This is a genomic window from Haladaptatus sp. W1, from assembly GCF_001723155.1.
GTDB lineage: Archaea > Halobacteriota > Halobacteria > Halobacteriales > Haladaptataceae > Haladaptatus > Haladaptatus paucihalophilus.
In genome coordinates, this window is record NZ_MEIH01000308.1 from 60,576 (window position 1) to 85,932 (window position 25,357).

Consider the following 25,357-nt stretch of genomic DNA (forward strand, 5'->3'; position numbering starts at 1 on the left):
TCGTCCATGTACGAGTATTTCGTCAAGCGAACGGGGCAGGCACTCTTTACGGCGTTCGTCGTGGTGACGCTCTCGTTTGCACTGGTCAGACTGATGCCGGGAAACCCTGCTGACCAGCTTCGTGGCCAGCTCATCCGTAACAACCCGGACCTCTCCCAGCAGGAGATCAACCGCCGGGTTGCCAACTATATCAACATCGACCTCACCAAACCGCTTCACGAGCAGTATTTCTCGTACATCACGGGTATCCTGCATGGCGACCTCGGTCGATCTATCAGTCAGAACGCACCGGTCTCGAAGATTCTAGGCGAGGCACTGCCGTGGACGGTCTTTGCGTTCTCGGTCGCCATCCTGCTCATGTTCGTCGCCGGTATCGCCCTCGGGTCGCTCATGGCCTACTGGGAGGGGAGCCGCTTCGACGTGGGAACGACGGGAATCGGCATTCTGCTCAACTCGACGCCGAACTACGTGACTGCGCTGTTGTTCCTCTACGTATTCGGGTTCACGCTGGGTTGGTTCCCAACGAGCGGTCACATCTCGTCGGACATCATTCCCATCATCGACCCCCTACGGCCGGTCGCAACCTTCCAGTTCGTCGCTGATGCGGTCTACCATGCTAGCCTGCTCATCGCCGCTGTCGTCATCACCGGCTTCGGTGGGGTTGCACTTGCGATGCGTGGAAACAGCATCCAAGTGCTGGGTGAGGACTACCTCCGTGTCGCTCGCCTCCGTGGGCTCTCCGATTCCCGAATCGCACTTCGATACGTGGCCCGTAACGCGATTCTTCCGATGTACACGGGGCTCTTGCTCGCGTTCGGCGGCGTCATCGGGGGTTCGGCCATCCTCGAACAGGTATTCACCTACCCTGGACTGGGATACTACATCGTCGCCGCTGTCGAGTCGCGCGACTATCCGTTGATGATGGGTGGATTCGTCCTCATCACGCTCGCGGTGGTCCTCGGTGCATTCATCGCTGATCTGACCTACGGACTCGTCGACCCACGGGTCTCCACAGGAGGCGATTCCTCATGAGCCGTGAGAACCCGGTCAACAGTTTCCCTGATGACTACGGCGGATTCGACACCGTTGCGAATTCATCGCTCACCCGCACCGAGCGAACCCATCGGTTACTCGACCTCTGGCTCATAGCCCCCATGCGGGTCGTCTGGAACGACGTGCGCGCCCGTATCGGTGCAACGCTCGTCATCGGCTTCGTCCTCATGGGCGTTGTCGGGCCAACGTTCGTGGCAGCGCCCCGAGTCGGCCAAGCACCGCTACTCGTCGGCCCCTTCCAAGGCGGCATCATCGGTGGAAGCTGGTACGAACTCGCGAACACGTCGCTGTTCGGCGTCTCGGTTCCGTGGGTGGTGTTCCACTGGCCGCTCGGCACCGATAACGTCGGTCGTGGTATCTTAGAGCAAGTCGTCCACGCGACTCCCCGAATGCTCACGATGATTACGAGCGCGGGCGTGTTCGTCACGGTCCTCGGAACGAGCGTGGGCGCGCTCGCTGGCTACAGCGGTGGGCGCGTCGACCAGGTGCTCTCGACGGCCGTCGACATCGTGATGACGCTGCCCGGGCTTCCCCTCTTGCTCATCCTCGTCGCACTGCTCGAACCGAAGAATCCCATCGTACTCGGTCTCGTTCTCTCACTGCAGGCCTGGGCCGGCATGGCCCGTGCCATTCGCTCACAGGTGCTGACAATTCGATCGACCTCATACGTCGAGGCGGCCCGAGCGATGGGACTGTCGACGCCGACCATCGTGGCGAAAGAAGTCGTCCCCAACATCATGCCGTTCGTGATGATCAACATGGTCAACGCGATGCGTGGGGTCATCTTCGCCTCCGTCGGTCTGTACTTCCTCGGTCTGCTCCCGTTCTCGGAGGTCGTTAACTGGGGCGTCATGCTCCAGCTCGCCTACTCGAACGGCGGAATGCTCACGCTGGACGCTGCTCACTGGCTTCTCGTTCCGATGGTTGCTATCGTTCTCCTGTCGATGGCGCTCATCCTCTTCGCACAGGGGATGGACCGCGTGTTCAACCCGCGTGTTAGGGCACGACACGCGGAGACGACGTTGGGGGCCGATGACTTGGAAACCACCGAGACGGCAAAGCGGATTGCACCGGTCGGAGGTGACCCATGAACGAGTCAGCGCAGACAACCCCTGTTGTGTCTGATGCGACAGGGTCCGGTGACGAGGATATCGTCCTCGAATGCCGGAACCTCTCGGTTGCGTTCGACATGGACCGCGGGACCTCCCGCGTTCTTCACGACGTCGACATCGACATCCGTCGCGGCGAGATTATCGGAATCGTCGGTGAGAGTGGCTCTGGCAAGTCGATGTTCGCTTCGGCGCTCCTGAACGCGGTGGTCGATCCCGGCCGAACCGATGGCCGAATCACGTACCACCCACGCGAAGGTAATCCGGTCGACGTACTTGGTCTGGAAAAGGGTCCGCTACGGAGCCTCCGCTGGGAGGACGTCTCGATGGTGTTCCAGGGAGCAATGAGTTCGTTCAATCCGACGATGGACTTCCGCGAGCATTTCGTCGAGACGCTCGATGCCCACGACTACGACGTCCCAACGGGCATTGAACGGGCCGAAGAACTCCTCGCTGACCTCTATCTCGACCCCGAACGCGTGCTGGATTCGTATCCCCATGAACTCTCGGGTGGAATGAAACAGCGAGCGCTCATCGCGCTCGCGCTCGTGCTCGAACCGGAAGTACTCGTCATGGACGAACCGACGGCAGCACTGGACCTGCTCATGCAGCGCTCCATCATCAGCCTGCTGTCCGACCTTCGCGATAAGTACGACCTCACGATGGTCTTCATCACGCACGACCTCCCACTCGTGACGAAACTCGCGGACCGCATCGGCGTACTCTACGCATTCGAGTTCGCAGAGGTCGGAGACACGGCGGAGATGGTCCGTAATCCACGACATCCGTACACCCGTGCCCTGCTCAATGCGACACCGAATCTCGACGCACCGCTCACCGAGATGCGCCCCATCGCGGGTTCGGCACCCGACCCGGTCGCTGTCCCGGCGGGGTGTCCCTACCACGGACGGTGTCCGATGGCGACCGAGGAGTGCACGGACGTGAAGCCACCGATGGAAGCGGTGTCGGCTACCCACGAGGTGGCCTGTCATCACTGGCTCCGGACCGACGAGGAGATTCCGCTCTCAACGGGGGTGGAACGATGAGTACCGATCAACCGGTCCTCTCGCTCTCGGACGTCGACGTCCACTTCGAGAAAGACGGTGGAGGGCTGAATCCCTTCGCCGACCGGCCAACGGTTCGGGCCGTCGACGGCGTCAGCCTCGACGTCGGCAGCAACGACGTCGTCGCCATCGTCGGCGAATCAGGGAGTGGGAAGACGACGCTCGGGAAGACCGCGATCGGCCTGCAACAGCCCACCGGAGGCACCATCGAGTATCGCGGCCAGGATATCTGGCAGGCAAAAAAATGGCGGTCGGATCCATCGATTCCCTTCGACGAGATTCGACGCTCACTTCAGATCATCCATCAGGACCCCGGTGCGTCGCTGAACCCGAACCGAACGGTCCTGTCGTCGCTCGCGGCACCGTTGAAACGCTGGCAACCCGAACTCGGTCCGGAGGACCGTGAGGCTCGTATTCTCCACTTCATTGAACGGGTCGGGATGTCGCCGCCGGAGGATTACGCCCATCGCTACCCGCACCAGCTTTCCGGTGGCGAGAAACAGCGCGTCGCCCTCGTGCGGGCGCTCCTCATGAACCCGGACGTCATCCTCGCCGACGAAGCGGTGAGTGCGCTCGACGTGAGCCTCCGCGTCGAGATGATGGACCTGATGCTCGAACTGCAGTCGCAGTTCGACACATCGTTCCTCTTCATCAGCCACGACCTCTCGAACGCCCGGTACATCGCCGAACACGCCGGCGGCCGGCTCGGAGTGATGTATCTCGGCGAACTGGTCGAACTCGGTCCCGCTGACGAGGTCCTCCAGAACCCACAGCACCCCTACACGAAGGTGCTGAAGTGGGCGACGCCGGAACTCGGCGTCGAAGAGGAAGCAACCGAACCTCCAGTCCGCGATATCGACATCCCGGACCCCGTGAATCCGCCGTCCGGCTGCCGGTTCCACACCCGCTGTCCGAACGCGACCGAGCAGTGTCGCACTGCCGCACCGCGAGCAGCAGTTGTCGACAGACGACACCACGTCGCCTGCTACCGTTCGACCAACGATACCGCCTACTGGGACAGTGACCCGCTCGACGGAGCAACACTCGCAACTGACGAGAGGACGCAGAATGACTGACGAACACTCGACGGACGACACGAACCGTATCCTTTCCCGCCGCCGATACCTCACCGGGGTCTGTATGCTCGGGACCGCCGGACTCGGCGGCTGCACGGGCAATACCCGCACGAATGGAGTGCGAGCCAGTCGACCATCAGATGACGCCGAAAGCCAAGCCGTACAGGCCACCTCGGGCGTAGTCAACGTCGGCGCTGGCAGTTACACTACCACGCTCCCCACCGGAGAAGAGACGCCGCCCAAGCAAGTCTACGCCACGACCGACCTCTCTGCGCCGTATCCAACGAACGACTGGTGGAGTAGCATTCTCTTTGACCAGTATGGCTCACCCCTGTGGGCACACCCACTCGTTGGGACGCCGACGAGCGAGGGGCTCGACCTCTCACACCCCACCGAGTGGACGTTCTCGAACGTCGCGGGTGACAAAAACCGCGACAACATCGCGGAGATGGACGACACGACCGACCTCACACTGTCGACGACGGGCGGATCGTTTCTCGACACGCGGTGTGCGGGCTACGGTGACTGGCACACCGACGTCCGCTGGGGTGCAGGTGACACTTCCACCCCCACACTCGACGTGACGCTTACACAGGGGTCGCCCTTCGTCTTCGCTGAGATTGCAGATGCGGACGCCGAACTCTCGTTCGCGTCGACGCCGACAGTGTGGGCCAACCACGGAAACGTTCTCGGTCTCACGGTTAACGGCCACCACTACGGTCTCTTCGCGCCGAGCGGGGGCACATGGAGCGGTCTCGGGTCGGCCACGTTCACGAGTGCTCTCAACGGGAGCAATTACCTGACGGTCGCTATCCTTCCGGAACCGACGACAACGGCGCTCTCGCGCTACGAGTCGTACGCCTACAACCCCATCACCGGGACGACCGTCTCGTGGACCTACGACGAGACAGCCAGCGAGGTGCGGACGACCTTCACGTTCGAGACGACCGCTCGCGCCGAGTCGACGGCGACTGGGACCATCACCGCACTCTACCCCCACCAGCACAAACACACCACCGCCACACTGGACGGCGACACATTCGTCTCCCCACGTGGAACGATGCAGACAACGACGGGCACGTCGTTCGAGTCGGTGCTTGACCTGCCGCCGATATTGCCGTACATGCCCGATGTCGGCAGTGTCGACCAGACCCGACTCGCCGGCTACGTCGATAACGTGGAGGCCGAGTCACCACTGGTTCGCACCGGGCCGGACGCTCCGGGCGACGGCACCTACTGGACGGGGAAGAACTACGAGCGGCTCGCCCAGTTGCGACCGATAGCCGAACAGGTCGGGGACGCAGTCGCTGCCGACTCGTTCCTCGCGGCACTCCGCGACGACTTGGAGACATGGCTCGACGCAACTGTCTCCGGCGCTAGCGACTCCGAGGACGTCTTTTACTACGACGATATGTGGGGGACGCTCATCGGTTACAACGACTCCTTTGGCTCCGGTGCGGACCTCAACGACCACCATTTCCACTATGGTTACTACGTCAAGGGGGCCGCTGAAATCGCACGGACCGACCCGACGTGGGCTGACGGGATCAACTGGGGAGGGATGGTAGACCACGTCATTCGGGACTTCGCCAACCCGTCGCACTCCGATTCGATGTACCCGTTCTTACGCAACTTCAGTCCCTATGCGGGTCACTCGTGGGCCTCCGGGAATGCGGGGTTCGACCTCGGTAACAACCAAGAGTCCTCGTCGGAAGCCGTCAACGCATATGCCGCTATTCTGCTCTACGGCGAATACACCGACAAAACCGAACTCCGTGACCTCGGGGCATATCTCGTTGCCCACGAGACGGCGGCCGTAGATGAGTACTGGTACGATGTCGACGAGGAAAATCATCCCGCGTCGTGGGACTACAGCTACGCCGCGATGGTCTGGGGTGCTGGCTACAAATACGACACCTGGTGGACCGACGACGTGGAGGCGATCCACGGCATCAACGTCCTCCCGGTCGGCGGCCACTCACTCTCGCTTGGGCGCAATCGCACAGCCGCGGCGTCGACCTACGACGAACTCGTCACCGCCAACGGTGGCGACTACTTCGACTACTGGCCCGACGTCCTCTGGATGTACCGCTCGTTCAGCGACCCGGTCGACGCTCTCAGCCTGTTCGAGGGTAGAGCGTCGAGTTACGCCGTCGAGTTCGGCGAGTCGAAGGCCCACACCTACCGCTGGCTGACGGCGATGGACGGTCTCGGTACAGTCGACGCTAATGTCTCGGCCGACACGCCGCTCGCCGCCGTCTTCGACGACGGGACCGCAAAGACCTACATCGCCTACAACGCCGGCGACGCCGAGACGACCGTGAACTTCTCGGACGGAACGTCGCTCTCGGTCCCCGCGAACTCGCTGGCGACGACGGGCGGGAGCGACTCCGGGTCAGGTGGTTCCGACGGGTCGAGTGCACCCACCATCGACTCGATGTCGGCGACGGCTTACTCCAGCGGAGCGTGGAACAACGCCACCGTCGACTGGGCTGTCTCCGACGCTGACGCTGACCTCCAGTCCGTGACCATCGAACTGTTCGACGGTTCTGGCACAGTGCTAGACACGCGGACAATCTCCGTCTCCGGCGGTTCCGCTTCGGGGTCGACAAACGTTCGGTCAAAGAGCAGTCCGTCGTCAGTCTCCCTGACCGTGACCGACGACGCGAACAACGCGACCACCAAAACTACAACGCTATGACTATTCAGAAAAAACAGATGACGCAGATAGAAGACGATATAGAGACCCTCCTCGAGGAGATGACGCTCCATGAGAAGGCCGCCCAACTCGCCGGCACCTACGTCGGGACGATGGACGAAACCCGGACTGTCGACGACGCCGAAGAGATGGTCCGCGAGCACGGTATCGGGTTCGTCACCCCGTTCGGGTATGGTGCATCACCACATCGAGACTCAGCGCGAGTCGTTGAAATCGCAAACGAACTCCAACGAGTCGCCCGCGAGGAGACCCGGCTGGGAATCCCGATTCTCATTCCTGTCGATGCCATCCACGGCCACGCCTACGTCGAGGACACCACCGTATTCCCGCATAATATGGCCATCGCGGCCGCCCGTGACCGTGGTCTCGCAGAACAGGTCGGAACCGTCACCGCGACCGAAGTCGCGGCCACCGGGTCGAGTCTCACCTACGGCCCTACCTGCGACGTCGCCCGCGACCCTCGTTGGGGACGGACGTTCGAGACCTTCGGTGAGTCACCGTATCTCACCGGCGAACTCGCGTCGGCGAAAGCCCGTGGTATCCACGACGCACCAGTGGATGTCGCCGCCATGGCGAAGCACTTCCCGGCCTACGGCGAACCGGAACGCGGCGAGGACGCGTCCCCGGTTGATAAATCGGTCTCATCGCTGTACCGCGACTTCCTCCCCCCGTTCGAGCGGGTGCTTTCCGAAGGCGTCGAAGGGGTCATGCCGAGCTACAACTCCATCAACGGCGAGCCCTCACACGGGTCTCACTACTGGCTCTCGGAGGTTCTCCGCGACGAACTCGGTTTCGAGGGCTACGTCGCTTCCGACTGGAACGGCATCAACATGCTCCACCAGAACCACGGCGTCGCCGAAAACCAGAAGGGCTCCGTCGAACGGTCGTTCACCGCCGGCGTCGACGTCCACTCACTCGGCGAGGTCGGCCATATCGACCACCTCGTCTCGCTCGTAGAGTCAGGTGCAGTCGACGAGTCAGCCGTTGACGAGTCCGTCCGGCGCGTCCTCCAACTCAAGTCCGACCTCGGACTGTTCGAGGACCCCTTCGTCGACACCGAAGCGTCCGCAGAGACGCTCAACAGCGATACTCACCGCAGAGTCGCCCTCGATGCGGCTCAGAAGTCGATGACGCTTCTGAAGAACGACGGTGACTGCTTGCCGTTCGACCCGGATATCGATGAGGTACTCATCACCGGTCCGAACGCCGACAGCCTCGTCAATCAGGTCGGTGGCTGGAGCCTCAAGGAGGAGCACGAACTCGACGGCACGACCGTCCGTGAGGGAATCGAAGGATTCGTCTCTGCCGGGACGACTGTGACCTACGAGCGTGGGTCGGGTATCGACGAACCCGACGACATCGACGCGGCGGTCGCCGCCGCTAGGGACGCCGACGGAGCCGTAGTTGTCCTCGGCGAAAACTGGTATCTCCACGAGTTCGGCCCGCAGGACGTGAACGGCCCGACCGAGCGGTTTCCCAACCGAGCGCAACTCTCCCTGCCAGACGCCCAGCGCGAGTTGCTCGAAGCCGTCTTGGAAACTGGGACGCCGACAGCGCTCGTGCTCGTCACCGGCCGCCCGCTCGCGATTTCGTGGGCAGCCGAACACGTCGATGCCATCCTCCAGGCATACTATCCCGGTGCTGAGGGCGGAAAAGCCGTCGCCGAGACGCTTTTCGGCGAGCACAACCCCAGTGGGAAACTCCCCATTTCGGTTCCGCGTTCGGAGGGCCAACTGCCAGTCCGTCACAACTACCTCCCGCACCCGTATCCCATCGGCCCCGACGAACACCTGCCGTCGTACGACCCGCTGTTCGCGTTCGGCCACGGGCTGAGTTATACCGGCTTCGAGTATCGTGACCTCTCGGTCGCCAACGAAACGCTCCGCGAAGACTCCTCGGTGCGCGTCTCGGTGACGCTCGCCAACACCGGTGGTCGTGCAGGAGAGGAGGTCGTCCAACTGTTCGGCGGTCGAGATTACTCCTCGGTGGTCACGCCGGTCGAGGAACTCGTCGGGTTCCAGCGCGTCGCGCTCGACGAAGGCGAGGAGACGACCGTAGAGTTCGAGGTCTCGGCTGACGTCTTCGACGTCGTCCATCCGGACGGGACCAGTCGCTTCGAGGCGGGCGCGATTTCGCTTCGGTGTGAGTCGCTGGAGACGTCGCTTGTTGCGGTCAACGGCGACTGAGCACTCCGTACACTTTTTTCGAGCGGTCACTCGATGGGCGGCGTCTCCCCCGTCTGGAGACCGACCAATGAGGCCGTTCGTAACTCGACATCCTCGAAGACGGCACCCCAGCCACCGACGACGACGGTTTCCTCGCCCGTATCGAGCGTGACGGTTGCGTGCGACCCGAGGTCAGAGAGCGTTAGTCGCGTCGGCTGTCGCTCGTCACCGAGAAACGAGATATCCGTCACGGTTCCTTCGAGCGTCGTCTCTAACTCCGTCCCGAGATCGACTCCCTCGACGACCACCTGCAGGTCGTAGCCGTCCTCGTACAGCCGATAACAGTCGCGAATGAACTCTTCGATGGTGACGTAGGTGAACTGCTCCGATTCGTCGATGTAGACCCGGTGATAGGGATTCCAGAGACAGGTGAGGTAATACCAGTGAAAGACGAACGGGAGAATACGATCGTTGACGAGGACGCCATACGCCTCGTCGGACCGCGTATTTGGCGCGAAACAAGTTCGGTGGCGGTCGATGACGACGAGAAACGGTCCGGGGATAGAACAAACCCGAAGTTCAGAGAGCGCGTCGGTCGGGTCGAAATTCTCCGGTGGCGTCTGTCCATCGTGGACGTAGGCGACAGCACGGACGACAACGCCGCGGTCGCGAGCCGCTTGAAATGTCGGAAGGAGTTGCTGTAGTTGTTCGTAGGTTCCCGCGACTTCAACGACAGTGTCGGCATCGTCGATAAGTATCTGGGCGTTCTCGACGGCAGTCTCCACGCGTTTCGTGACACCGATTCGAGCATCGACGCGTTCAGGCTGACGATATCGCTCACGTATCCCTTCGGCAGCATCGTGAAGGAGTTCGCCTCTGGCCTCCAAATCCGTCATCGACACGTCGGGGTCACAGGGGCGGATATAGAGCTTCTCACGTTCGATCGTTTCGACGTACCCCTTCGACTCGAGGTCACGGAGGACTTCGTAGACCTGAGAGACAGGAACGCTACTCTCACGGCCGATTTCGATAGCCGGTGAGACACCCATCTCGAGTAGTGTGAGATAGGCATCCGCCTGGTAGGAGGTCAAATCCGCATACTCAAGTGCCTGGGTGAGTGTCTCACGGTCCATAGCCAGAAACAGAGGGTACAATTATTTGAATGTGTATGTGGCGCGGTCGTGTATGGAAAGCAGCACGTGCTGGTGAAAATTCCCATCATCATGTATTGTCACAGAAAGTAGTTTCACTCCAAAAAGACAGATTGCGACAACAGAATTTTTCATACTCTGTCTGCTTCCGATTCTGCTTTCCAAAAATCAGCACCTCCACCATCGAAACCACTGACCGAAGTAGCTAGAAGACAGGCGATGTGAAAAAATCGGTCGGAGTGCGGGGTATGCGTTCACAGGCAGTCGGTATGGAAGGTTGTCTGCGTGATGGCGCTAGACAGTGTGTTTCTGTGGGAGGCCGTGCGAACGCATATAGACCGATGGGCGGAAGGATAAAACGAGTACCGGAAGCACAAAAATTGATTTTAGTATTCGATCGATGCTCTCCTGGGTATCCAATTTTGGGCGATGAACCGGTCTCAAGCGGTTTTGGAGGTAAGCAGGTGTTACTCAAATAGATCGAGTACATACAGAAAGTATGTCGAGTAACCCAGCCTCCGTCGAAACGACACACTGGTTCGAAAACGAAAGTACATCCGCGGACCCAACTAATCCACCACAATACGTGTTGATCGCGACTTGGTCGGTCGATCCAGATCAATCGTTGACAGTGAGTTTGATCGAAACGATTGTTGATACGCTGAAGCCACCCGACGGCCAGACCTCACTCAGTCTGTACCAGCACGTGAACCCGGATGCGCTCGAAGAGATTATCGAGGCAAGTACAACAAAAGAAAGTGGTGTCGAGGTCCGATTCACCATCGAAGACTATCTCGTTACCGTTCGCAGCAACGATACCGTCCTCATTTACGAACCACTTGGACCACACCGCAGCAGTAGTCGAAACCCCATCCACAACTAGAGCGAAGGCTATATCGTGTTCACTCTTCCCCGTAATCGGTGAGTCGGAGTTTTCCCTCGACTTCGTAGAGATGGCCCTTACTGTACAGCCGTTCGATGATATCTTCGGCAGCAGGCCGCTCGAGGTCTTCTTTCTCGGCTAGAACGGCATACGCTCGCTCGGAGGTGGGTTCATCAACGGGTGGGATCGCGCTCTCGAGTGCCTCAAGCGCTTCTTGCACAAGTGGGGTGAGTGGCGACGTCTCGTTTGAACCCATTCGTACTATCAAATTCGGGACGCGATAGGTAAGACCGAGATTTCACGCGATGTTCTGTATCATTCAGTGAATCTCATCCGGTCGTGGGCGCTTGATTTGCCCACCTATTTTATCCGATAGACTTGAGACCTCCGTATGGACGAGAAGAAACAGGCCACGTTCGGATCAGATGGGGAGTTGCGAACCGACGACGAAGCGACAAACGAGACTGGCGACGGGAAGGGAGCGACGACGAACGATTTCGGCGATGAGTGCGGCGAGAACGAGACCAAGTCCGGGGTGAACCGATATACCGTTTCCAGCTTGCTTCAAAAGGCGGTCAGACGTTCTGACGAGGAGACCGCAGCGTGGGCTGCCTGGGAGCTTGTGCGGTCCGGCTACGCATGGAATTTTTGGGATCGTATCAACTTGTACGTAGTCGAGGACCTACGCGCCGGTCACGAAGTGGCACTCACGATAGACCGGTACGAGGAATTGGCGCGTGAGCGCTGGACGGAAGACTCTTGGCGGGGGCGACTGTGTGCGGTGCACGCTGCGCTAGCGGCGGCCAGGGCGACCTCTTCGCGCGAGTCCGCACATGCGGACGATTACTTTAGTGAGTTATCGGCCGAACGAGCCACCGCGGATGAAGAGGGACGCGAACCGCGCTTTGACCATCCAGCGGATAATCTCGAAATAGATGGGAAGTACGACGTCGCGTTCGACCAGCACACGTACGAAGGAAAGAAGCGGGGCCGCGGCGGTGCCTACTTCAGAACGCATGGAGCCCGGGTCGGCCCTGAAGTGGAACCAGAACTCAGTCGCCGATGGCGTCTTCGGAGTATGAAGTTGGAGGACCATGACTATACTGATGAGCAACTGGCCCGTGCTATTGCTCCGGTCAAGGCCGAGGACAGGTGGTCGGACGGCGAATCTTGCAACGAGTAAGGGGCCTACAGGGACGTCAGCGAAGGATGAACAAGGCAAAGATAGAATCGCCATGGATATCAAAAAGTGCAGCGAGTGGCTGATCGGCAGTCTACACGGTGCGAGAAGTTGTGAGCGAGTATCTTTAGTTCACTGGCACTGTCTAGTTTAGCTCCTCCTCGACAGGTGTTCGGTTGTTGAGCGATTGATGCGGTCGCTGATGGTTATAGTAATGCACAAACTGTTCAAGCCACTGCTGAACGCTCGGCCGACTGCCCACCCACGAGGTATGAAAGCGGTCGATACGCTGTTTGAGCGTGTGAAACCACTTTTCGATAAGGTTTCGCTCGGTATAGTCAAGGTGACCGCTCAATCCAATTCGAAAGAGGGCAGTCCGATAGCCGTAGCCATCAACGAGAAACACAGTGTCAGAGAGATCGTGTTTCTCGGCCAATCCAGACAGAAACGCAGCCGCTTGATCGGTCCCATGCCGATCAAACACTTTGACATCGAGCAGTAACTTTGTTTCTATGTCTATTGCAGCGTACACCCAAGACCACTCGCCGTTAATTTTGACAGCGGTTTCGTCAACCGCGACCCGCGTCGGCGTCGCCGACGGCGGGTCGGAGACGCTGTCAGATACCCGATGAACCCATTGGAAAATTGCTTGATGCGACCGTTTTACGCCGAGGAGTGCGAGAATCCCTTTTGTTTCCCTGAGCGAACAACCGGTCGCGTGGAGCCGGACGGCGAACGCCCTGACGGGCGTCGCCGTCCGCTCACGCTCCCAACATTCAAGCGTAGCCGTCTCTAAACTCTTTTTGAGCAGGTTTGAGAGTAGCATGAATCACTAGCTCTTCAACCTGCTCGTCCTTATCTAGACAGTGCCAGTCAATGCATTAACCTTCCTTGATTCAATAACGACCGTTCTCCCGTTCAATTTTCGGCTCGTAGTTGAGTTCTCCAACCAACCATCCTAAAATTAATTCGACATTTCTAAATCAGTGGCACATAGTTCGGCGTGATGTAGGGATCCAGAATATTCGGAATCACTGTAATATAACCCATACAGGATCAGTGGGCTAAACTGTCAAAAGTGTAGCCCAGTAACGTGAATTACTTGTTCTCTCCTTAAGAGATGGTACCAACCTACAATGTACGAAACGAAGCACGCATCAATCACTTGTCAATCGAACTCCTGTCGAGGAGCTAAACTAGACAGTGCCCACCAATCAAGAACTCTGATTCAAGAGAATATTGCTGCTATTGCTTACAGGTTCCCCGATCGATTATGAGCTCATCATCCGGGTTTAAAGTAGGAATTAAGCCAAAACAAGCTGCGTCAATTTTCTTTTTCTCTGTAGAAAACTCTGTCCAGTTGGTGTTTCTGTCAATTCTGACATAGAGGGTGAATGACTCCAATTTCTCCGGCCATTTTCCTTGTATAGTTTTCTGATCAATTCCATCAACTTCGTCAGTTCCCTTTAACGAATATGTGTTCCAATGCATTATTTTACCATTAGAAATCATAAGTAAATCAAACGAACGTAGTTTAGGATCATGATTTTCAAGTTGAATATATTGCAGTTCCATTTTCTGTCCGAAAGATTCTAAACTAGAACACCCAGAGAGACTGGTGATCCCTCCAATTGCCAGCAGTGACAGACAATCTCGTCGATTCATAGTACGTAGAACTAATTAAAACATAGTAAAGTTACTGATCACGTAACTTCTGGGTTAATTACTCATCGAATTCTACCGTTACGGACATTGGCGGATTGAAGGAGACCCGTGTCATATTATCCTCATCAACCGGTACTTTGTCTACGTCAATTCCGCTTTCCTCTAACGCAGAGAGGGGAACCTTTCGTAGACCGTACTTCCGTTTGTCTTTTTTGGGTAGTGCATCAAGTTGTTCTATCTGCCTGCTCCCATCAACTTGCTCTATCTCCCCGCCCCCACCACCGCCACCAGTTGGTGAAGCCACGTCGATAATCCATTGGAGTGTGAGGTTTCCTGCACCACCATCGCCCGGGATTCCTGCTTGGCTTGTAAACGTGTGTCTGTAATAATTTCCATCCTCCGGCACTTCATATTCCCACTTGGCATAGTGAGAAGCATCAGACTGTGGGTTTCCTATAAAATCCCCGTCCTGATAGTCCCAATGGAGCCTGTATTCATCATTTAGATCTTCCATGTTGATCAAACACTTTGACATCGAGCAGCAGTTTTGTTTCGATGTCTATTGCAGCGTACACCCAAGACCAGTCGCCGTTGATCTTGACAGCGGTTTCGTCCACTGCGACTCGCGTCGGAGAGGCTAACGGCGGGTCTAAACGCTGTCAGATTTCCGATGAACCCATTGAAAAATCGCTTGATGCAACCGCTTTACGTCGAGGAGTGCAAGAATTTCTTATGTTTCTCTGAGTGAACACGCGGTCGCGTGGAGCCGGACGGCGAACGCCCGTTCGGGCGTTCGCCGTCCGTTCACGCTCTCAATATTCAAGATTTGCCGTCTCTAAACCCTCTTTGAGTAGGTCTAAGAGGAGCATGAATCACTAGCTCTTTGACCTACTCGTCCTTATCTAGACAGTTCCATGCTCGTGGGTATGTCACTGCCAGTGCACACTGCTTAGTCAAGGAGATTCACAACGAAGACCTCTCGGTTCCCGAAGTCCGGCTACTGGAGGAAGTCAAGCAGTCATCAGAGGAGACTACTGACTCAGCAGAGGGTGCTACCGAATTTTCTGACGAAGATATCTACCGGACAACTCGTCTCGCTCGTGAGCATGGCTTCGGACCGTTCGACTCTGGCGAGCCCAGAACGCGACATATGAAGACACGCGATTTTTCGAACTTCAGACGTTCATCGGAATGGTCGGATGTGGTACTCCACAAGGCGCAGCACGGTTCGAATTCCATCGGGGCAAAGAATATGGCCCTCACGGAGACGCCCACCTCCGCGCAGTCAAGCAATTTGATCCTGAGGACCTGCTCGATGGGTTTCAGCAGGCGACAGAACGACTCCTCTCAGCAATTCAATCGGAGTCTTCGTTTCGCCGTCCAGTCACCGTCGCGATTGATATCACGACCATTCGATACTTTGGTAACGTAGAGGGAATGCCGATGGTTAGCGGGACGAAGGACGGCGAAGGTCAAGCATTCAAGTTCGCTACACTCTCGGTTGTCGGATGGAATATCCCGTTGATTCTCGCTGTCGAACCCGTCCGTGAGAGTTCCTCGTGGGACGAGAATCCGCCGAATCGAATTCATCGTGTCGTCCGACGACTTGTTCGGCGCGCACAGAAGCACGTTCCTATCGAAATGGTGCTATGCGACCGGGAGTTTGACTCCAAAGCAGTGTATCAAACGCTCTCGAACCTCGACGTGAACTATCTCATCCCGAAACGAATCCACAGCACCGAGCGTAAAGTCATCGAGACGATGGATGAGGATCGGCAGGAGGTTGCCGTTGAATCAGCGACTGTCCACGTCGAGCAGGGCTCGCACGCGATGCAGTTTCTGTACGTCCCTTCGACGAAAGGAGAGGGTACAGCGGTCTTTGCGACGAACCTCTCAGTCGGCCCCAAGGAAGCTGAGACGTTCTGCCGCCGCTACAGCCGTCGCTGGCAGATCGAGAGCGAGTACAAGAGCATCAAGAACGATTTCCTGGCGAAGACGTCCTCAAAGGATTACCGAGTACGACTGTTCTACTTCGTGTTCGCGGTGCTGCTGCACAACATCTGGCGGCTCACCGATTTCTTGTTGAAGGCTGGTGTCGGCGGTGAGATGAACTACGCCCCGGTTCTGACGGCTGGTGAGTGTATCGAGTTAGTTTGTTCAGCACTGGTCCCGCCGGATTAACGCTTAACGCCGACTCGGGCCACCCATTGTGAGTGGCGACGCTCTGCGGGATCTCGAATTCTGACGTGTTTTCGCTTACTTGCTAAGATTAATCCGAGAGGTATAGCTGAGACCTCACTAACGTGGCCCATTCGAGCCACGATTGGCCCGAAAAACACGTGAAGATAGCCTATCCTCCGAAACTCTGCATCTTCCAAGTGAACGAGTTTAATATTGCAGTATGTGGTTTATGAGTGGTTGTGATGCTCTTAATGGTGGACAGAGAGATTCTACCGCGTGGTTACACTGGAAGAGAGGGTGTGTCGTCCACTTCCACTTAACATAGTAAGCGGAAGTGGACTACCCCCGGGGACCCTCGTCTCGATCTATGCGCAGTTCATGGTGCATATCATCTATTTTCCCTTTCGCAGTCACAAATTCGCTCGCTGCCTCAATTACTACCTTGTCGGAGAGCGTGTTCAGGGTATGAGTGTTATCGTTGAGTTCACCATCGAGAAGGAAGACTTTGCATTGGGCCAGGCATTTACCGGGGCTGGTGATGTCCCCATTGAGCTTGAGGAGGTCGTCCCCATCGGAAACACCGTCCTCCCGTTCTTCTGGATCGTCAATCCAGATCAAGAAGGGTTAGAAGCGAGCGTCGCTGAAAGTGGATACGTCGAAAATCTTGTTCAACTCGATACGCTCGACGGTCAGTCGCTCTATAAAGCTACGTGGACGGGTGAACACGAAGACCTCCTGGTGGGTATCGTCGAAACTGAGGGAACAATTCTTGAAGCGACGGCGACCGAGAACTGGCATTTCATTCTCCGATTCACGGACCACGATCACGTTGGCCAGTTCTACAACTTCTGCACCGACCACGAGATTCCGCTTCATATCGAACGTGTATACACCTTGACCGAGGAGGGGTTGCGAGGGCGGATGTTCGGATTGACAAACGAACAGCGCGAGGCGATCGTCCTGGCACTCAAGCGAGGGTATTTCGAAATCCCACGAGAGGTGGAAATGGAGGCATTGGCAGGTGAACTCGATATTAGCCAGCAAGCGTTTTCCGAACGCCTCTGGCGCGGCCTGGCGAAAGTGCTTGAAAATCTCTTTCAATGACTTCCCCCGCTGTTCCCTTGGGGTAATAAATGTCCTGTGCACACAGTCAAGTTTCCTTTCCTCCCCCGTCCCCACCGGTAGCATACAATGGATGAGACAGAATGGGGAAGAATAACCCAGGCAGTAGCCAACAAGCATCGACGGCGCTTATTGGTTGCGCTTCGAGAACAGAATCCGCAGCGTACCGACGGGGCCGTCCCGCAAAAGCTGTATGAGAGAGACGGGGAGGCAGACGGACTCCAGATCGAGTTCCGTCACAATCACCTTCCACGACTCGAAGATGCGGAGTTCATCACATGGGACCGCGACACCAACGAAATCACCAAGGGTCCCAACTTCGATGACCTTCAGCCACTGTTAGAATTGATTGAGAACGACGACGAGCCTCGTCAGTGTTGGATGAAAGCGCTGGTCTGACGACTCGACTGTCCGATGTTGTTCTCTTTGATACTGCTCAATTCACACTCTGTAGTCAGCGGAAATTTTCGGGTGTATATGAAGTGGACCGTTCGGTTTCGATCCCGCCGAGCCTACTAATCGATTCTCGGTCGGTAGTGTTCAGAGCACACACTGTACCGTCATCGAAGATACGTCTCAAGTGAATCAACGACGTGATCGACAAAGTCCTTCGTGACTCGACCCTGTCACGCCACCAGATCTTCGATACGAGGGGAATGGACTGCCCATGGAGAAATGAACGATTCGTACGGTACACCACCTGTTTTCCAGACAGCTGACTCTAGGGGAATCGAATCACCGTACTCTTTCGTTGAGATAGCGACAGCCACGTACTGCTCGTCGCCGAACGGATGCGATTCGTTGTTGACGATGAGCCACGGTCGTTGGCTATCTTCGCCCAGTTTGAACGGGTCCGAACTTCGAACCACATCGCCACGTTCCGGTTGCATTTATTCGTCTCGCTCGCTCGGATGCGGTTCGTCCGGAGCGACTGCGTCCCACTCGTCAGGTTCGATCGCTCCTTCGTCTTGATTGAGCCGTTCCGTGATCGTGTGGAGAGCATACGCGTCTGCAACTCGATCAAGATCGTTCGTTATCGCCCAGTACTCTCCTCTGTGTCGGACGAGTTCACGCTGTTTCAACCGCGAGAGGGCTGTCCCAACTGTGTTCGGATTCTCGTCGAGACTGGTCGCGATTTCCGACCGGGTGAACGCTTTGTCCCGGTTTGTATAGAGATAGCCAAGTACCTGTTGAGGCACGCTTGGGCCACTTGGGAGGTCTCCGGCTTCGAACTCCTCGATGTGTACGGGCATACGCTGTACTTGGTGTGCTGACGTAATCAATGTACGGGTGTACTGAAGCTGTGAGCCAGTAGATGGTCGCTATCAGCAGGTGCTCCTCGCTCGTTGGCTGAAACCGATCACCGCGTGAGGGATTCAAGACGGCCGAATAACTCGGATCAGGGATTCGACCGGCCAATTACACAGGTAATTTGAGAGATGGGCAACCGTTCTTCATGGGCCCCGTCGTCGCGCGATCAGTGACATAGAATCCGCGGTCGTATATCAGGTATTAATCAAGACTGTAGGGAAAATAGTCTATGTTTTGGGATTTCGACGCGTTTCTAAATGCACGATTGATTTGATAACCGAAGTAGAACGTGCGACGGCAGCGAGGTCGCATCTCCTAGTTTGGCCGATTTTGGTGATTGACTTCCTGTGGGCAGTATAAGCGGCAGTGGATCGACTCCAATTAATCTTTAGTATGGTTCAATTCGTTTATGGATATATGTCCAGTGTGATTCCAGACCGAGTGCGCAGGATGTATAGTCCAGATATTCGTATATTGGCGGTTATTTTAATGGGTGCTCTATACTATTTGATGGTTCTACTTTCTAATCAGGATTTCACAAATCCATATTATAATTTTGGATTTGTAGTGAATGTTCTCACGATCATATATTCAGTAGCTACCATCGGGTACGAACGAAGAGCTAATCGATAAATATACGTTCTGCATCCAGTGATATCGGCAATCAAGGAAACTGTTTTGCTTCATCAGCGACCGCCGTAACTCGGTTGTAGACTAGTACTGCGTATCCAGCATTTAATACGCCACCCTTCGACAGTCCAATAGAACATGAGCCCAGACAGGACCGTCGCAACATGGTTCAGGAACCATGAGACGGGAGTGGTTATCACCAGTGCGATGGTGTTGGCTTTGATTCAAATACTCTCATTCGAGCAGTTCTCTGTGCTTGCGATAGCTGTTGGTGTCATCGTATTTATAATCATCTGGATGCTCTCTCGAACACCCCCCGGCGCGAAGATACCGGGGTTGGGAGAGCCATTAACAGGAATGACCTCCGTAGTTGTTTTTATGATTTTTTTCGTGGGGTTCGTGGCACTCAGCACGGCTGCTCTGATGAGTCAACTGCCGATCTCCGCCTCCCAGTACTATGGAACACTGTTCGGGATACTCGTCGGGATGTTCTGTGTCATTGTAGTATTGCCCGCGCTTCGAGCATCTCTCTGAGTTAGCGACTGTTAGACTCGCGCTCTGTAGTAAGTAACCGCGTTTCAGTTGTAATCTTTCACTCGAGATTGGGTGCGTCCACGTCTGCTAGGTATAACATTGTGGACATTTTATCTATTTCGATAACGAGAAACTACTTCGAGAAAAGCAATACCGATTGTTGCGCCAATCCCGATTGCCAGTCCGAGTGCTACTCCGCCCCCAATTGAGCCAAATTTGAGAATACCAATAATGACCGCTAATCCGGTAGCGGCAGCAATATAGAGTAAGGCACGGCGAAGATCAAATGCGACTTGGCTACTCATGCCTACCTAGTCTCGTAGTGAACAATTAAAAATACCGTTATCTTTCCATAAATAATACCCCATTTCACCCTTACGAAGATTATATGATGACTCTCGACCATATCTAGAGACGAATGTCTCTGCTGTCCCTCCGGGCTGTCCCATCGGCATGGCGATTCGCGCTTATTGGCGCACTCGCTTCACTCCCAGTCACCGTTCTCGTGAACTGGCTCCCGAATTCTAAGGCAGACATCGGGGGTGGCATCATGATTTTCGGAGCGTTCATCGCAGGAGTGATAGCCGCACTCCGTTCGACAGACCCAGATGCCGCTGGATTCCGCGCTGGACTTCTCGGTGGCATCGTAGGGATACTCACACCTATTGTGGCGGCGGTCAGTTCCACTATCGAGACAACTGTGATTGCATCACCATCACCGTCCAGTATAGCATTTTTCGTCGTATTTAGTGTTGTAATACTTGTTCTCACTCCACTATTCGGTTTAGTGTGCGGTCGAATCGGTGGCTGGGTGGCGACTACCGTTATCACTCGGTGGACAGCGACTCCAGCGTAGCAACACTGCAGTCTGAACCACTTAGGAGTCCGTCCACACCCGCTTAGTGCAACATGAGGCAGTGAAACAATTGGGTCCCCACCAATCTACTCTTCATATGCAAATGGACCAAATTTACTGTCCCCTGAATCTCTAACCGGCAGTCGATTCGGCCAGATTGCCGCCCTCGCGAAAGTACGAAACCAGACTTCCTAAGAGGATAGTAATGTTCAGCAGTCGTCTTTTTCACGGTAGATGACATATATGCCATCATGGGCGACGCAGATAAGGACGAATCAATGGTCGGGCGGATGGATGAGTCCCGAATTCGATTTTGGTTTCTCCTCAATGGGGATCGGTGGGTGATTACTGGCATGCTCACGCTCGGTTTGTTCGTAATTCTCGTTGTTGCTGGGACAGTCGGCCCCTCATCGTTTCGCTCGGTCATGAGCAACACAAATCAAGTTGGTATCGCATTCCAGGCATTCATTGCGTCGCTTATCACCGGTGTGACGCTCGTCGTCACCATCGGTCAGCTAGTCCTCTCACAGGAACTCGGGTCGCTAAAAAATCAACGGGAACGAATGAAGGCCACCGTAGAGTTTCGCCAAGATGTCGATAGTTTGATCGGGGCCATCGGGCTGCCCGATCCCGCGGCATTTCTCCGCCAACTTATTCTGACAAGCAAAGATCGTGCCGAGGTGCTCGAAGACGTTCTTGCAGAGAACAGCGATGACGAATTACGCGACCAGGTCGATCAATTTGTTGTCGCTCTCATCGAAAACGCTAACGAGGTCGAAGAGCAGCTAGACGACGCCGAGTTCGGTGAATTCAATCTCTTACGCACAGCGATGAACTATAACCATTCGTGGAAGCTGTACGGTGCCCTATGGCTCCGATCGGAGTATGAAGACAGTCTCGACGATAAGGAACGAAATGCGTTCGATGAATTGATCGACGTGCTCATGTTTTTCGGCCCGACACGCGAGCATTTCAAAGCACTCTACTTTCAGTGGGAACTCGTCCGCCTCATCCGGTCGATTCTGATTACCGCATTCCCCGCATTGGCCGTCGCGATTGCGACACTACTCTATCTGGCACCAACCTCGTTTCCGGGCGTGACCCTCGGCGTCGCAAATATCATCTGGATCGTTAGTGCGTCCTCAGCTATCTCTATCATCCCATTTTTTGTGCTGACCTCGATCGTCCTGCGAATCGCGACAATTGCGAAGCGGACGAGTGCGATCGGGCCGTTCATTCTGCACGAATCGGACCGTGGCGATGATATCGACCTCGAGAATTAAACACTCATTTTAACGAATCCGCGGAAATGGAGCTTTATACGATTCATTCAGGTCATATGGTGGTACGCTCCCTGAATGTGAATCCACACCACGAACTTCGGTTGACTACTTTGGGATGATACGGCCTGTATGTTCTGATTTATCCGTTGATAGCGACCTGCGGTGGGCCAACTGCTCCACGAATTGGGATTCACCGAAAGAAAACGGTTTGCGTGCGATTGCACTACGGTGAGCTATGGTGACTTCGTGGGCGAACTGGGAACACGTGACCAAAATCGACCCAGACAAAGCACTCCACGACGGGGATACCTACGCTGGCATCGCGGACACAGGAACAGATGCAATTATACTTGGTGGCACCACGAACGTCACAGAAGTACGCGTTCAACCAATACTCGATGCACTTTCTTCTACCGAGATTCCTATCTTAGTCGAGCCGACCTACCGTCCATCGTCGTCTCACACTGAGACACTTTCGGGCTATCTGCTTCCGATTGTTCTGAATGCCGATGACCCACTGTGGATCACAGGAGCCCACCACGAATGGGTTCGTTCATCTAATCTTGAATGGGAATCCGTCCATCCAGAAGCCTATATCGTCCTCAATCCAACGTCAGCGGTCGCGACGTACACGCAGGCGGACTGTGACCTCGACGTCGATGACGTCATTGCCTATGCTGAACTCGCCGAGCAGATCCTCGGCCAGCAGATCGTCTATCTCGAGTATTCTGGTATGCTTGGTGATCCAGCTGTAGTGGCTGCTACACGAGATACACTCTCGTCAGCGCAGCTCTTCTATGGCGGCGGCATTCACGACTATGATTCGGCCTACGAGATGGCAAGTGTCGCTGATACGGTTATTGTCGGAGATGTGCTTCATGACGCTGGTATCGAAGCGGTTGAGGCAACCGTTCATGGAGCAAAGGACGCGCATCAGGATAAGTAATTGTGCCTTCTACACGCGATACACGAGTTATCGTTTGTGAGTAGCATTTCTGGGAGTTAGGTCATGAGATGTTGGCAGTTCTATTGGAGTAATGAGGTCGTGACAAGTGAGACACCATATGTATTTACTACACTTCAGGATAACTAAATGTATATGGAACTTACTCAATCGATACGACGTGACCCAACCCTTCGACGTCCAGTAGTTGCCCTTGGTGCCTTGTTCGCTACTGTTCTAATTGGTGAATATTTGTTGATGAAATTTGTGGCCGGTATTTCAGAGGGTGTCACTACTCTTCCAACGTGGATTCCCCATTTTGCGATGGTTGGAAAGACAGTCGTATACTACGCCCTGTTTTTCGACTTTCTAAAGTTCATTGTGATACCCTTGGCTCTCGTTTGGCTTGGATACGCCTTTGGATGCTATCGGACAGCTAACTCGACTTCGCGAGACTAAGAGAGCCTTCAGTTTACACGTTTACTGCTAGTTAGCATCTTATACTAACCTGCACAGCCAGCCAATTTAACGCCGTTCAGAAACTACCATTCGATATGAGCGAGAATGCCGCAATCGTAGCTCGGATTATCAAGTATAATACGGGTGGGAACAACCGTGCGACGATCGATCGCGACCACATCGGTGTGATTGCAACCCAGCATGGTCGCTTTGACGGCGATATTGATGATTCATTAGCCGAGGCTCGTGCCGAGGGATACATCGAAGAGCAGGATGGTGAGTACATTGCGACGGAGAAGGTTTGGGATCTCGTTCCTGGTACTACTCGCTAACTAGTCGTTCGGTCTGACTGCGTTTTGAGCTCTTCTTGCCTCTCACTCTTTCTTCAGTCTCTCATTAGTATACGATGCTAACAAAGGCATCTGAAATTATAAAAACCCACTTCAATCTACTTAGTAACGTACGTAAAACTTATTTAGATTTGTGTAATAACGTATTCTAGAAACAACGCCTGCACTGAAACGCCAGTGATTCTTCCTATGACACCACCAACCGCTAACACAGATGGCCACGAATCGCACAGTCGACGGGCGTTTCTCGCGACAACCGCTAGTCTCGGTCTTGCGTCACTGTCCGGGTGTGTGTATGGCAGTGGAATTGGTGCGGTAGATACTGGATCGAACAGCACCAATAGCACGAACTCAACTGGCGGTATGCCGTCGGGACTCGATCCAACAACGTACGCCGACCAGTTCAAACACCGAATCAACATCGAGAAAAAGGGTGCAGACAACACGGGGAAGCAAGCGATCGATGATGTCCTCGAGCAGGTAATCGACGACGATACACTCGTCTACTTCCCACCTGGTCGGTACAAGCTCAATACGAGCCATCGCCACGTTGGACTCCGTAATCTCGGGATTATCGGGCAGAATGCGGTCCTCACGCACGGCCGTGTGGACGCGATCGAGGGATTCGATGTGACCGAGGGGGAATATCACGGCCCTGCTCAGCATTTCAAAATCGGAGTGCCTGACACACCACACAAGGGACGCTTTGTATTCGGTGGGTTCACAGCTGATTGGCGCGGGAAGAACGAAGGGATGCAGATTTTGAATCATCACACAGCCGGGAAATCGATGATTCAGAACATTCGGCAAGTCGGGATGCACTCGCTAGGGTGTCAGGGACCATTCCGACTGAACCCAGCGACTGAGAATGCGTTCATTCGGGCCCGGAATATCGACATCCGACATGGTGGCCTCACCTACCAAAAGACGATCAACACACGAGATACGTACGACGGTGGGCCGTATGCGGGCCGCTCGTGGGCCACGTCGGGGATTACGATGCATCCACGCACGCAAGGGAAACTCCGCTTAGAACGGATCATCTGTGGCGGGTGGCCTGATAACGGAATCTACGTGATCGGCGGCCATCCAGGTACAGGAGACGGCACTGTCGAAGTGATAAACTGCATTGCAGGCAATTCACAAGCATCGAACATCCGAATTGGCGGGACAAACTCGAAGATCATCGGGTGCAAGGTCATCATCGACCAGTCGTTCGGGAACAAGTTCTACTACGAACAGCGTCCCATCCGGCTAGATGATGGTTCCTGTACGGTCAAGAATACACAGATTATTCAGAAGAAGCCGACTGGTTGGAGTCTCACTGTCCTTCATGCGGTGCAGAAAGCGTTGATTGAGAACGTCTCGATAACAATCCACGAGTCGCCGACGAAAGCACTCGTGATCGATGATGCAGCAAACAACGTCACGATTCGGAATATGCAGGTTCAGACGCCCGGCTGGCAGGCGACGAAGAATATGCTCTTTCGCGGGTCGGGTGACGTAATGGAGAATATCACTGTAGATGGGAAGCCGGTTTGATCCCGACGATTATACGGTTCTGAGTTTTCGGAGGACGAGCAAAACACAGGTAAGCGAAACAAGAAAGGCTACTCGCTTTGC

General features: G+C 55.5%; 23 protein-coding genes and 3 pseudogenes. 17 read left to right on the top strand and 9 right to left on the bottom strand.

Features of this window, described 5'->3' with window-relative positions; translation table 11 throughout:
- Window positions 1–6 precede the first annotated feature (6 nt).
- The 6 genes from BG842_RS15835 to BG842_RS15860 are packed head-to-tail and all read left to right on the top strand — an operon-like array spanning window position 7 to window position 9,207.
- Window positions 7–1,032, top strand: coding sequence for an ABC transporter permease (locus BG842_RS15835; RefSeq protein WP_069451499.1), 1,026 nt, complete (start codon window positions 7–9; stop codon window positions 1,030–1,032).
- Window positions 1,029–2,144 (top strand): ABC transporter permease, encoded by a 1,116-nt coding sequence (locus BG842_RS15840; RefSeq protein ID WP_069451500.1) that lies wholly within the window; start codon window positions 1,029–1,031, stop codon window positions 2,142–2,144. The genes BG842_RS15835 and BG842_RS15840 overlap by 4 nt, the downstream gene beginning before the upstream one ends.
- Window positions 2,141–3,208 (top strand): ABC transporter ATP-binding protein, encoded by a 1,068-nt coding sequence (locus tag BG842_RS29960; protein ID WP_175424176.1) that lies wholly within the window; start codon window positions 2,141–2,143, stop codon window positions 3,206–3,208. Before BG842_RS15840 ends, BG842_RS29960 begins: the two co-directional genes overlap by 4 nt.
- Entirely contained in the window at window positions 3,205–4,302 is a 1,098-nt protein-coding gene (locus BG842_RS29965; protein ID WP_069451502.1) for an ABC transporter ATP-binding protein, read from the top strand. Before BG842_RS29960 ends, BG842_RS29965 begins: the two co-directional genes overlap by 4 nt.
- Window positions 4,295–7,003 (top strand): glycosyl hydrolase, encoded by a 2,709-nt coding sequence (locus BG842_RS15855; RefSeq protein WP_069451503.1) that lies wholly within the window; start codon window positions 4,295–4,297, stop codon window positions 7,001–7,003. The genes BG842_RS29965 and BG842_RS15855 overlap by 8 nt, the downstream gene beginning before the upstream one ends.
- A 17-nt stretch (window positions 7,004–7,020) precedes the next feature.
- The gene (locus BG842_RS15860) at window positions 7,021–9,207 is read left to right on the top strand and encodes a glycoside hydrolase family 3 N-terminal domain-containing protein (RefSeq protein WP_069451533.1); all 2,187 of its coding nucleotides are present in this window, start codon (window positions 7,021–7,023) and stop codon (window positions 9,205–9,207) included.
- Window positions 9,208–9,233: 26 nt separating this feature from the next.
- Here BG842_RS15860 and BG842_RS15865 read toward each other — a convergent pair whose 3' ends face one another.
- On the bottom strand, window positions 9,234–10,319 hold the full coding sequence (locus BG842_RS15865; protein WP_069451504.1) for a TrmB family transcriptional regulator: 1,086 nt from the start codon (window positions 10,317–10,319) through the stop codon (window positions 9,234–9,236).
- A gap of 517 nt (window positions 10,320–10,836) precedes the next feature.
- On the opposite strand from BG842_RS15865, the gene BG842_RS29970 reads away from it, so the two are divergent.
- Window positions 10,837–11,220, top strand: a complete 384-nt coding sequence (locus BG842_RS29970; protein ID WP_069451505.1) for a HalOD1 output domain-containing protein — start codon at window positions 10,837–10,839, stop codon at window positions 11,218–11,220.
- Window positions 11,221–11,239: 19 nt separating this feature from the next.
- On the opposite strand, the gene BG842_RS29975 is transcribed toward BG842_RS29970, so the two are convergent.
- Window positions 11,240–11,476, bottom strand: coding sequence for a hypothetical protein (locus tag BG842_RS29975; protein ID WP_069450061.1), 237 nt, complete (start codon window positions 11,474–11,476; stop codon window positions 11,240–11,242).
- 135 nt (window positions 11,477–11,611) lie between these two features.
- Here BG842_RS29975 and BG842_RS15880 point away from each other — a divergent pair, with 135 nt between their 5' ends.
- Window positions 11,612–12,403 (top strand): hypothetical protein, encoded by a 792-nt coding sequence (locus BG842_RS15880; protein ID WP_069451506.1) that lies wholly within the window; start codon window positions 11,612–11,614, stop codon window positions 12,401–12,403.
- 142 nt (window positions 12,404–12,545) lie between these two features.
- On the opposite strand, the gene BG842_RS15885 is transcribed toward BG842_RS15880, so the two are convergent.
- From BG842_RS15885 to BG842_RS27755, 4 genes and pseudogenes are all read right to left on the bottom strand, one after another.
- Entirely contained in the window at window positions 12,546–13,226 is a 681-nt protein-coding gene (locus tag BG842_RS15885) for an IS6 family transposase (RefSeq protein WP_069451507.1), read from the bottom strand.
- Between the two features lie 419 nt (window positions 13,227–13,645).
- Window positions 13,646–14,065 (bottom strand): hypothetical protein, encoded by a 420-nt coding sequence (locus tag BG842_RS15890; RefSeq protein WP_139136145.1) that lies wholly within the window; start codon window positions 14,063–14,065, stop codon window positions 13,646–13,648.
- A gap of 58 nt (window positions 14,066–14,123) precedes the next feature.
- On the bottom strand, window positions 14,124–14,579 hold the full coding sequence (locus BG842_RS15895; protein ID WP_083252572.1) for a hypothetical protein: 456 nt from the start codon (window positions 14,577–14,579) through the stop codon (window positions 14,124–14,126).
- A pseudogene (locus tag BG842_RS27755) lies at window positions 14,575–14,934 on the bottom strand (IS6 family transposase); the annotation flags it as partial. The pseudogene BG842_RS27755 and the gene BG842_RS15895, both read right to left, overlap by 5 nt.
- Window positions 14,935–14,948: 14 nt before the next feature.
- On the opposite strand from BG842_RS27755, the pseudogene BG842_RS33190 reads away from it, so the two are divergent.
- The 3 genes and pseudogenes from BG842_RS33190 to BG842_RS15910 all read left to right on the top strand — a co-directional run bounded on the left by BG842_RS33190 (window position 14,949) and on the right by BG842_RS15910 (window position 17,767).
- Window positions 14,949–16,246: pseudogene (locus BG842_RS33190) on the top strand (transposase).
- Between the two features lie 465 nt (window positions 16,247–16,711).
- The gene (locus BG842_RS15905) at window positions 16,712–17,350 is read left to right on the top strand and encodes a helix-turn-helix domain-containing protein (protein WP_069451534.1); all 639 of its coding nucleotides are present in this window, start codon (window positions 16,712–16,714) and stop codon (window positions 17,348–17,350) included.
- 87 nt (window positions 17,351–17,437) lie between these two features.
- Entirely contained in the window at window positions 17,438–17,767 is a 330-nt protein-coding gene (locus BG842_RS15910; protein WP_069451510.1) for a hypothetical protein, read from the top strand.
- Between the two features lie 161 nt (window positions 17,768–17,928).
- Here the strand turns inward: BG842_RS15910 and BG842_RS30650 are convergent.
- Both BG842_RS30650 and BG842_RS15920 read right to left on the bottom strand, forming a co-directional pair.
- A pseudogene (locus BG842_RS30650) lies at window positions 17,929–18,258 on the bottom strand (hypothetical protein).
- Window positions 18,259–18,621, bottom strand: coding sequence for a hypothetical protein (locus tag BG842_RS15920; protein WP_069451512.1), 363 nt, complete (start codon window positions 18,619–18,621; stop codon window positions 18,259–18,261).
- A gap of 826 nt (window positions 18,622–19,447) precedes the next feature.
- Here BG842_RS15920 and BG842_RS15925 point away from each other — a divergent pair.
- Window positions 19,448–19,843, top strand: coding sequence for a hypothetical protein (locus BG842_RS15925; protein ID WP_069451513.1), 396 nt, complete (start codon window positions 19,448–19,450; stop codon window positions 19,841–19,843).
- A gap of 110 nt (window positions 19,844–19,953) precedes the next feature.
- On the opposite strand, the gene BG842_RS28975 is transcribed toward BG842_RS15925, so the two are convergent.
- Window positions 19,954–20,148: a hypothetical protein gene (locus BG842_RS28975; RefSeq protein ID WP_139136146.1), complete on the bottom strand. Its 195-nt coding sequence runs from the start codon at window positions 20,146–20,148 to the stop codon at window positions 19,954–19,956.
- Window positions 20,149–20,261: 113 nt separating this feature from the next.
- Here BG842_RS28975 and BG842_RS27760 point away from each other — a divergent pair, with 113 nt between their 5' ends.
- The 5 genes from BG842_RS27760 to BG842_RS15945 all read left to right on the top strand — a co-directional run bounded on the left by BG842_RS27760 (window position 20,262) and on the right by BG842_RS15945 (window position 25,276).
- The gene (locus tag BG842_RS27760; RefSeq protein ID WP_083252573.1) at window positions 20,262–20,699 is read left to right on the top strand and encodes a DUF5518 domain-containing protein; all 438 of its coding nucleotides are present in this window, start codon (window positions 20,262–20,264) and stop codon (window positions 20,697–20,699) included.
- A 251-nt stretch (window positions 20,700–20,950) separates the two neighbouring features.
- Complete coding sequence (locus BG842_RS15930; RefSeq protein WP_069451514.1) at window positions 20,951–21,982, top strand: hypothetical protein; 1,032 nt, start codon at window positions 20,951–20,953, stop codon at window positions 21,980–21,982.
- A 235-nt stretch (window positions 21,983–22,217) separates the two neighbouring features.
- The gene (locus BG842_RS15935; protein ID WP_069451515.1) at window positions 22,218–22,928 is read left to right on the top strand and encodes a phosphoglycerol geranylgeranyltransferase; all 711 of its coding nucleotides are present in this window, start codon (window positions 22,218–22,220) and stop codon (window positions 22,926–22,928) included.
- Window positions 22,929–23,479: 551 nt separating this feature from the next.
- Entirely contained in the window at window positions 23,480–23,716 is a 237-nt protein-coding gene (locus tag BG842_RS15940) for a hypothetical protein (RefSeq protein ID WP_069451516.1), read from the top strand.
- Between the two features lie 381 nt (window positions 23,717–24,097).
- Window positions 24,098–25,276, top strand: coding sequence for a hypothetical protein (locus tag BG842_RS15945; RefSeq protein ID WP_254663237.1), 1,179 nt, complete (start codon window positions 24,098–24,100; stop codon window positions 25,274–25,276).
- Window positions 25,277–25,357 lie beyond the last annotated feature (81 nt).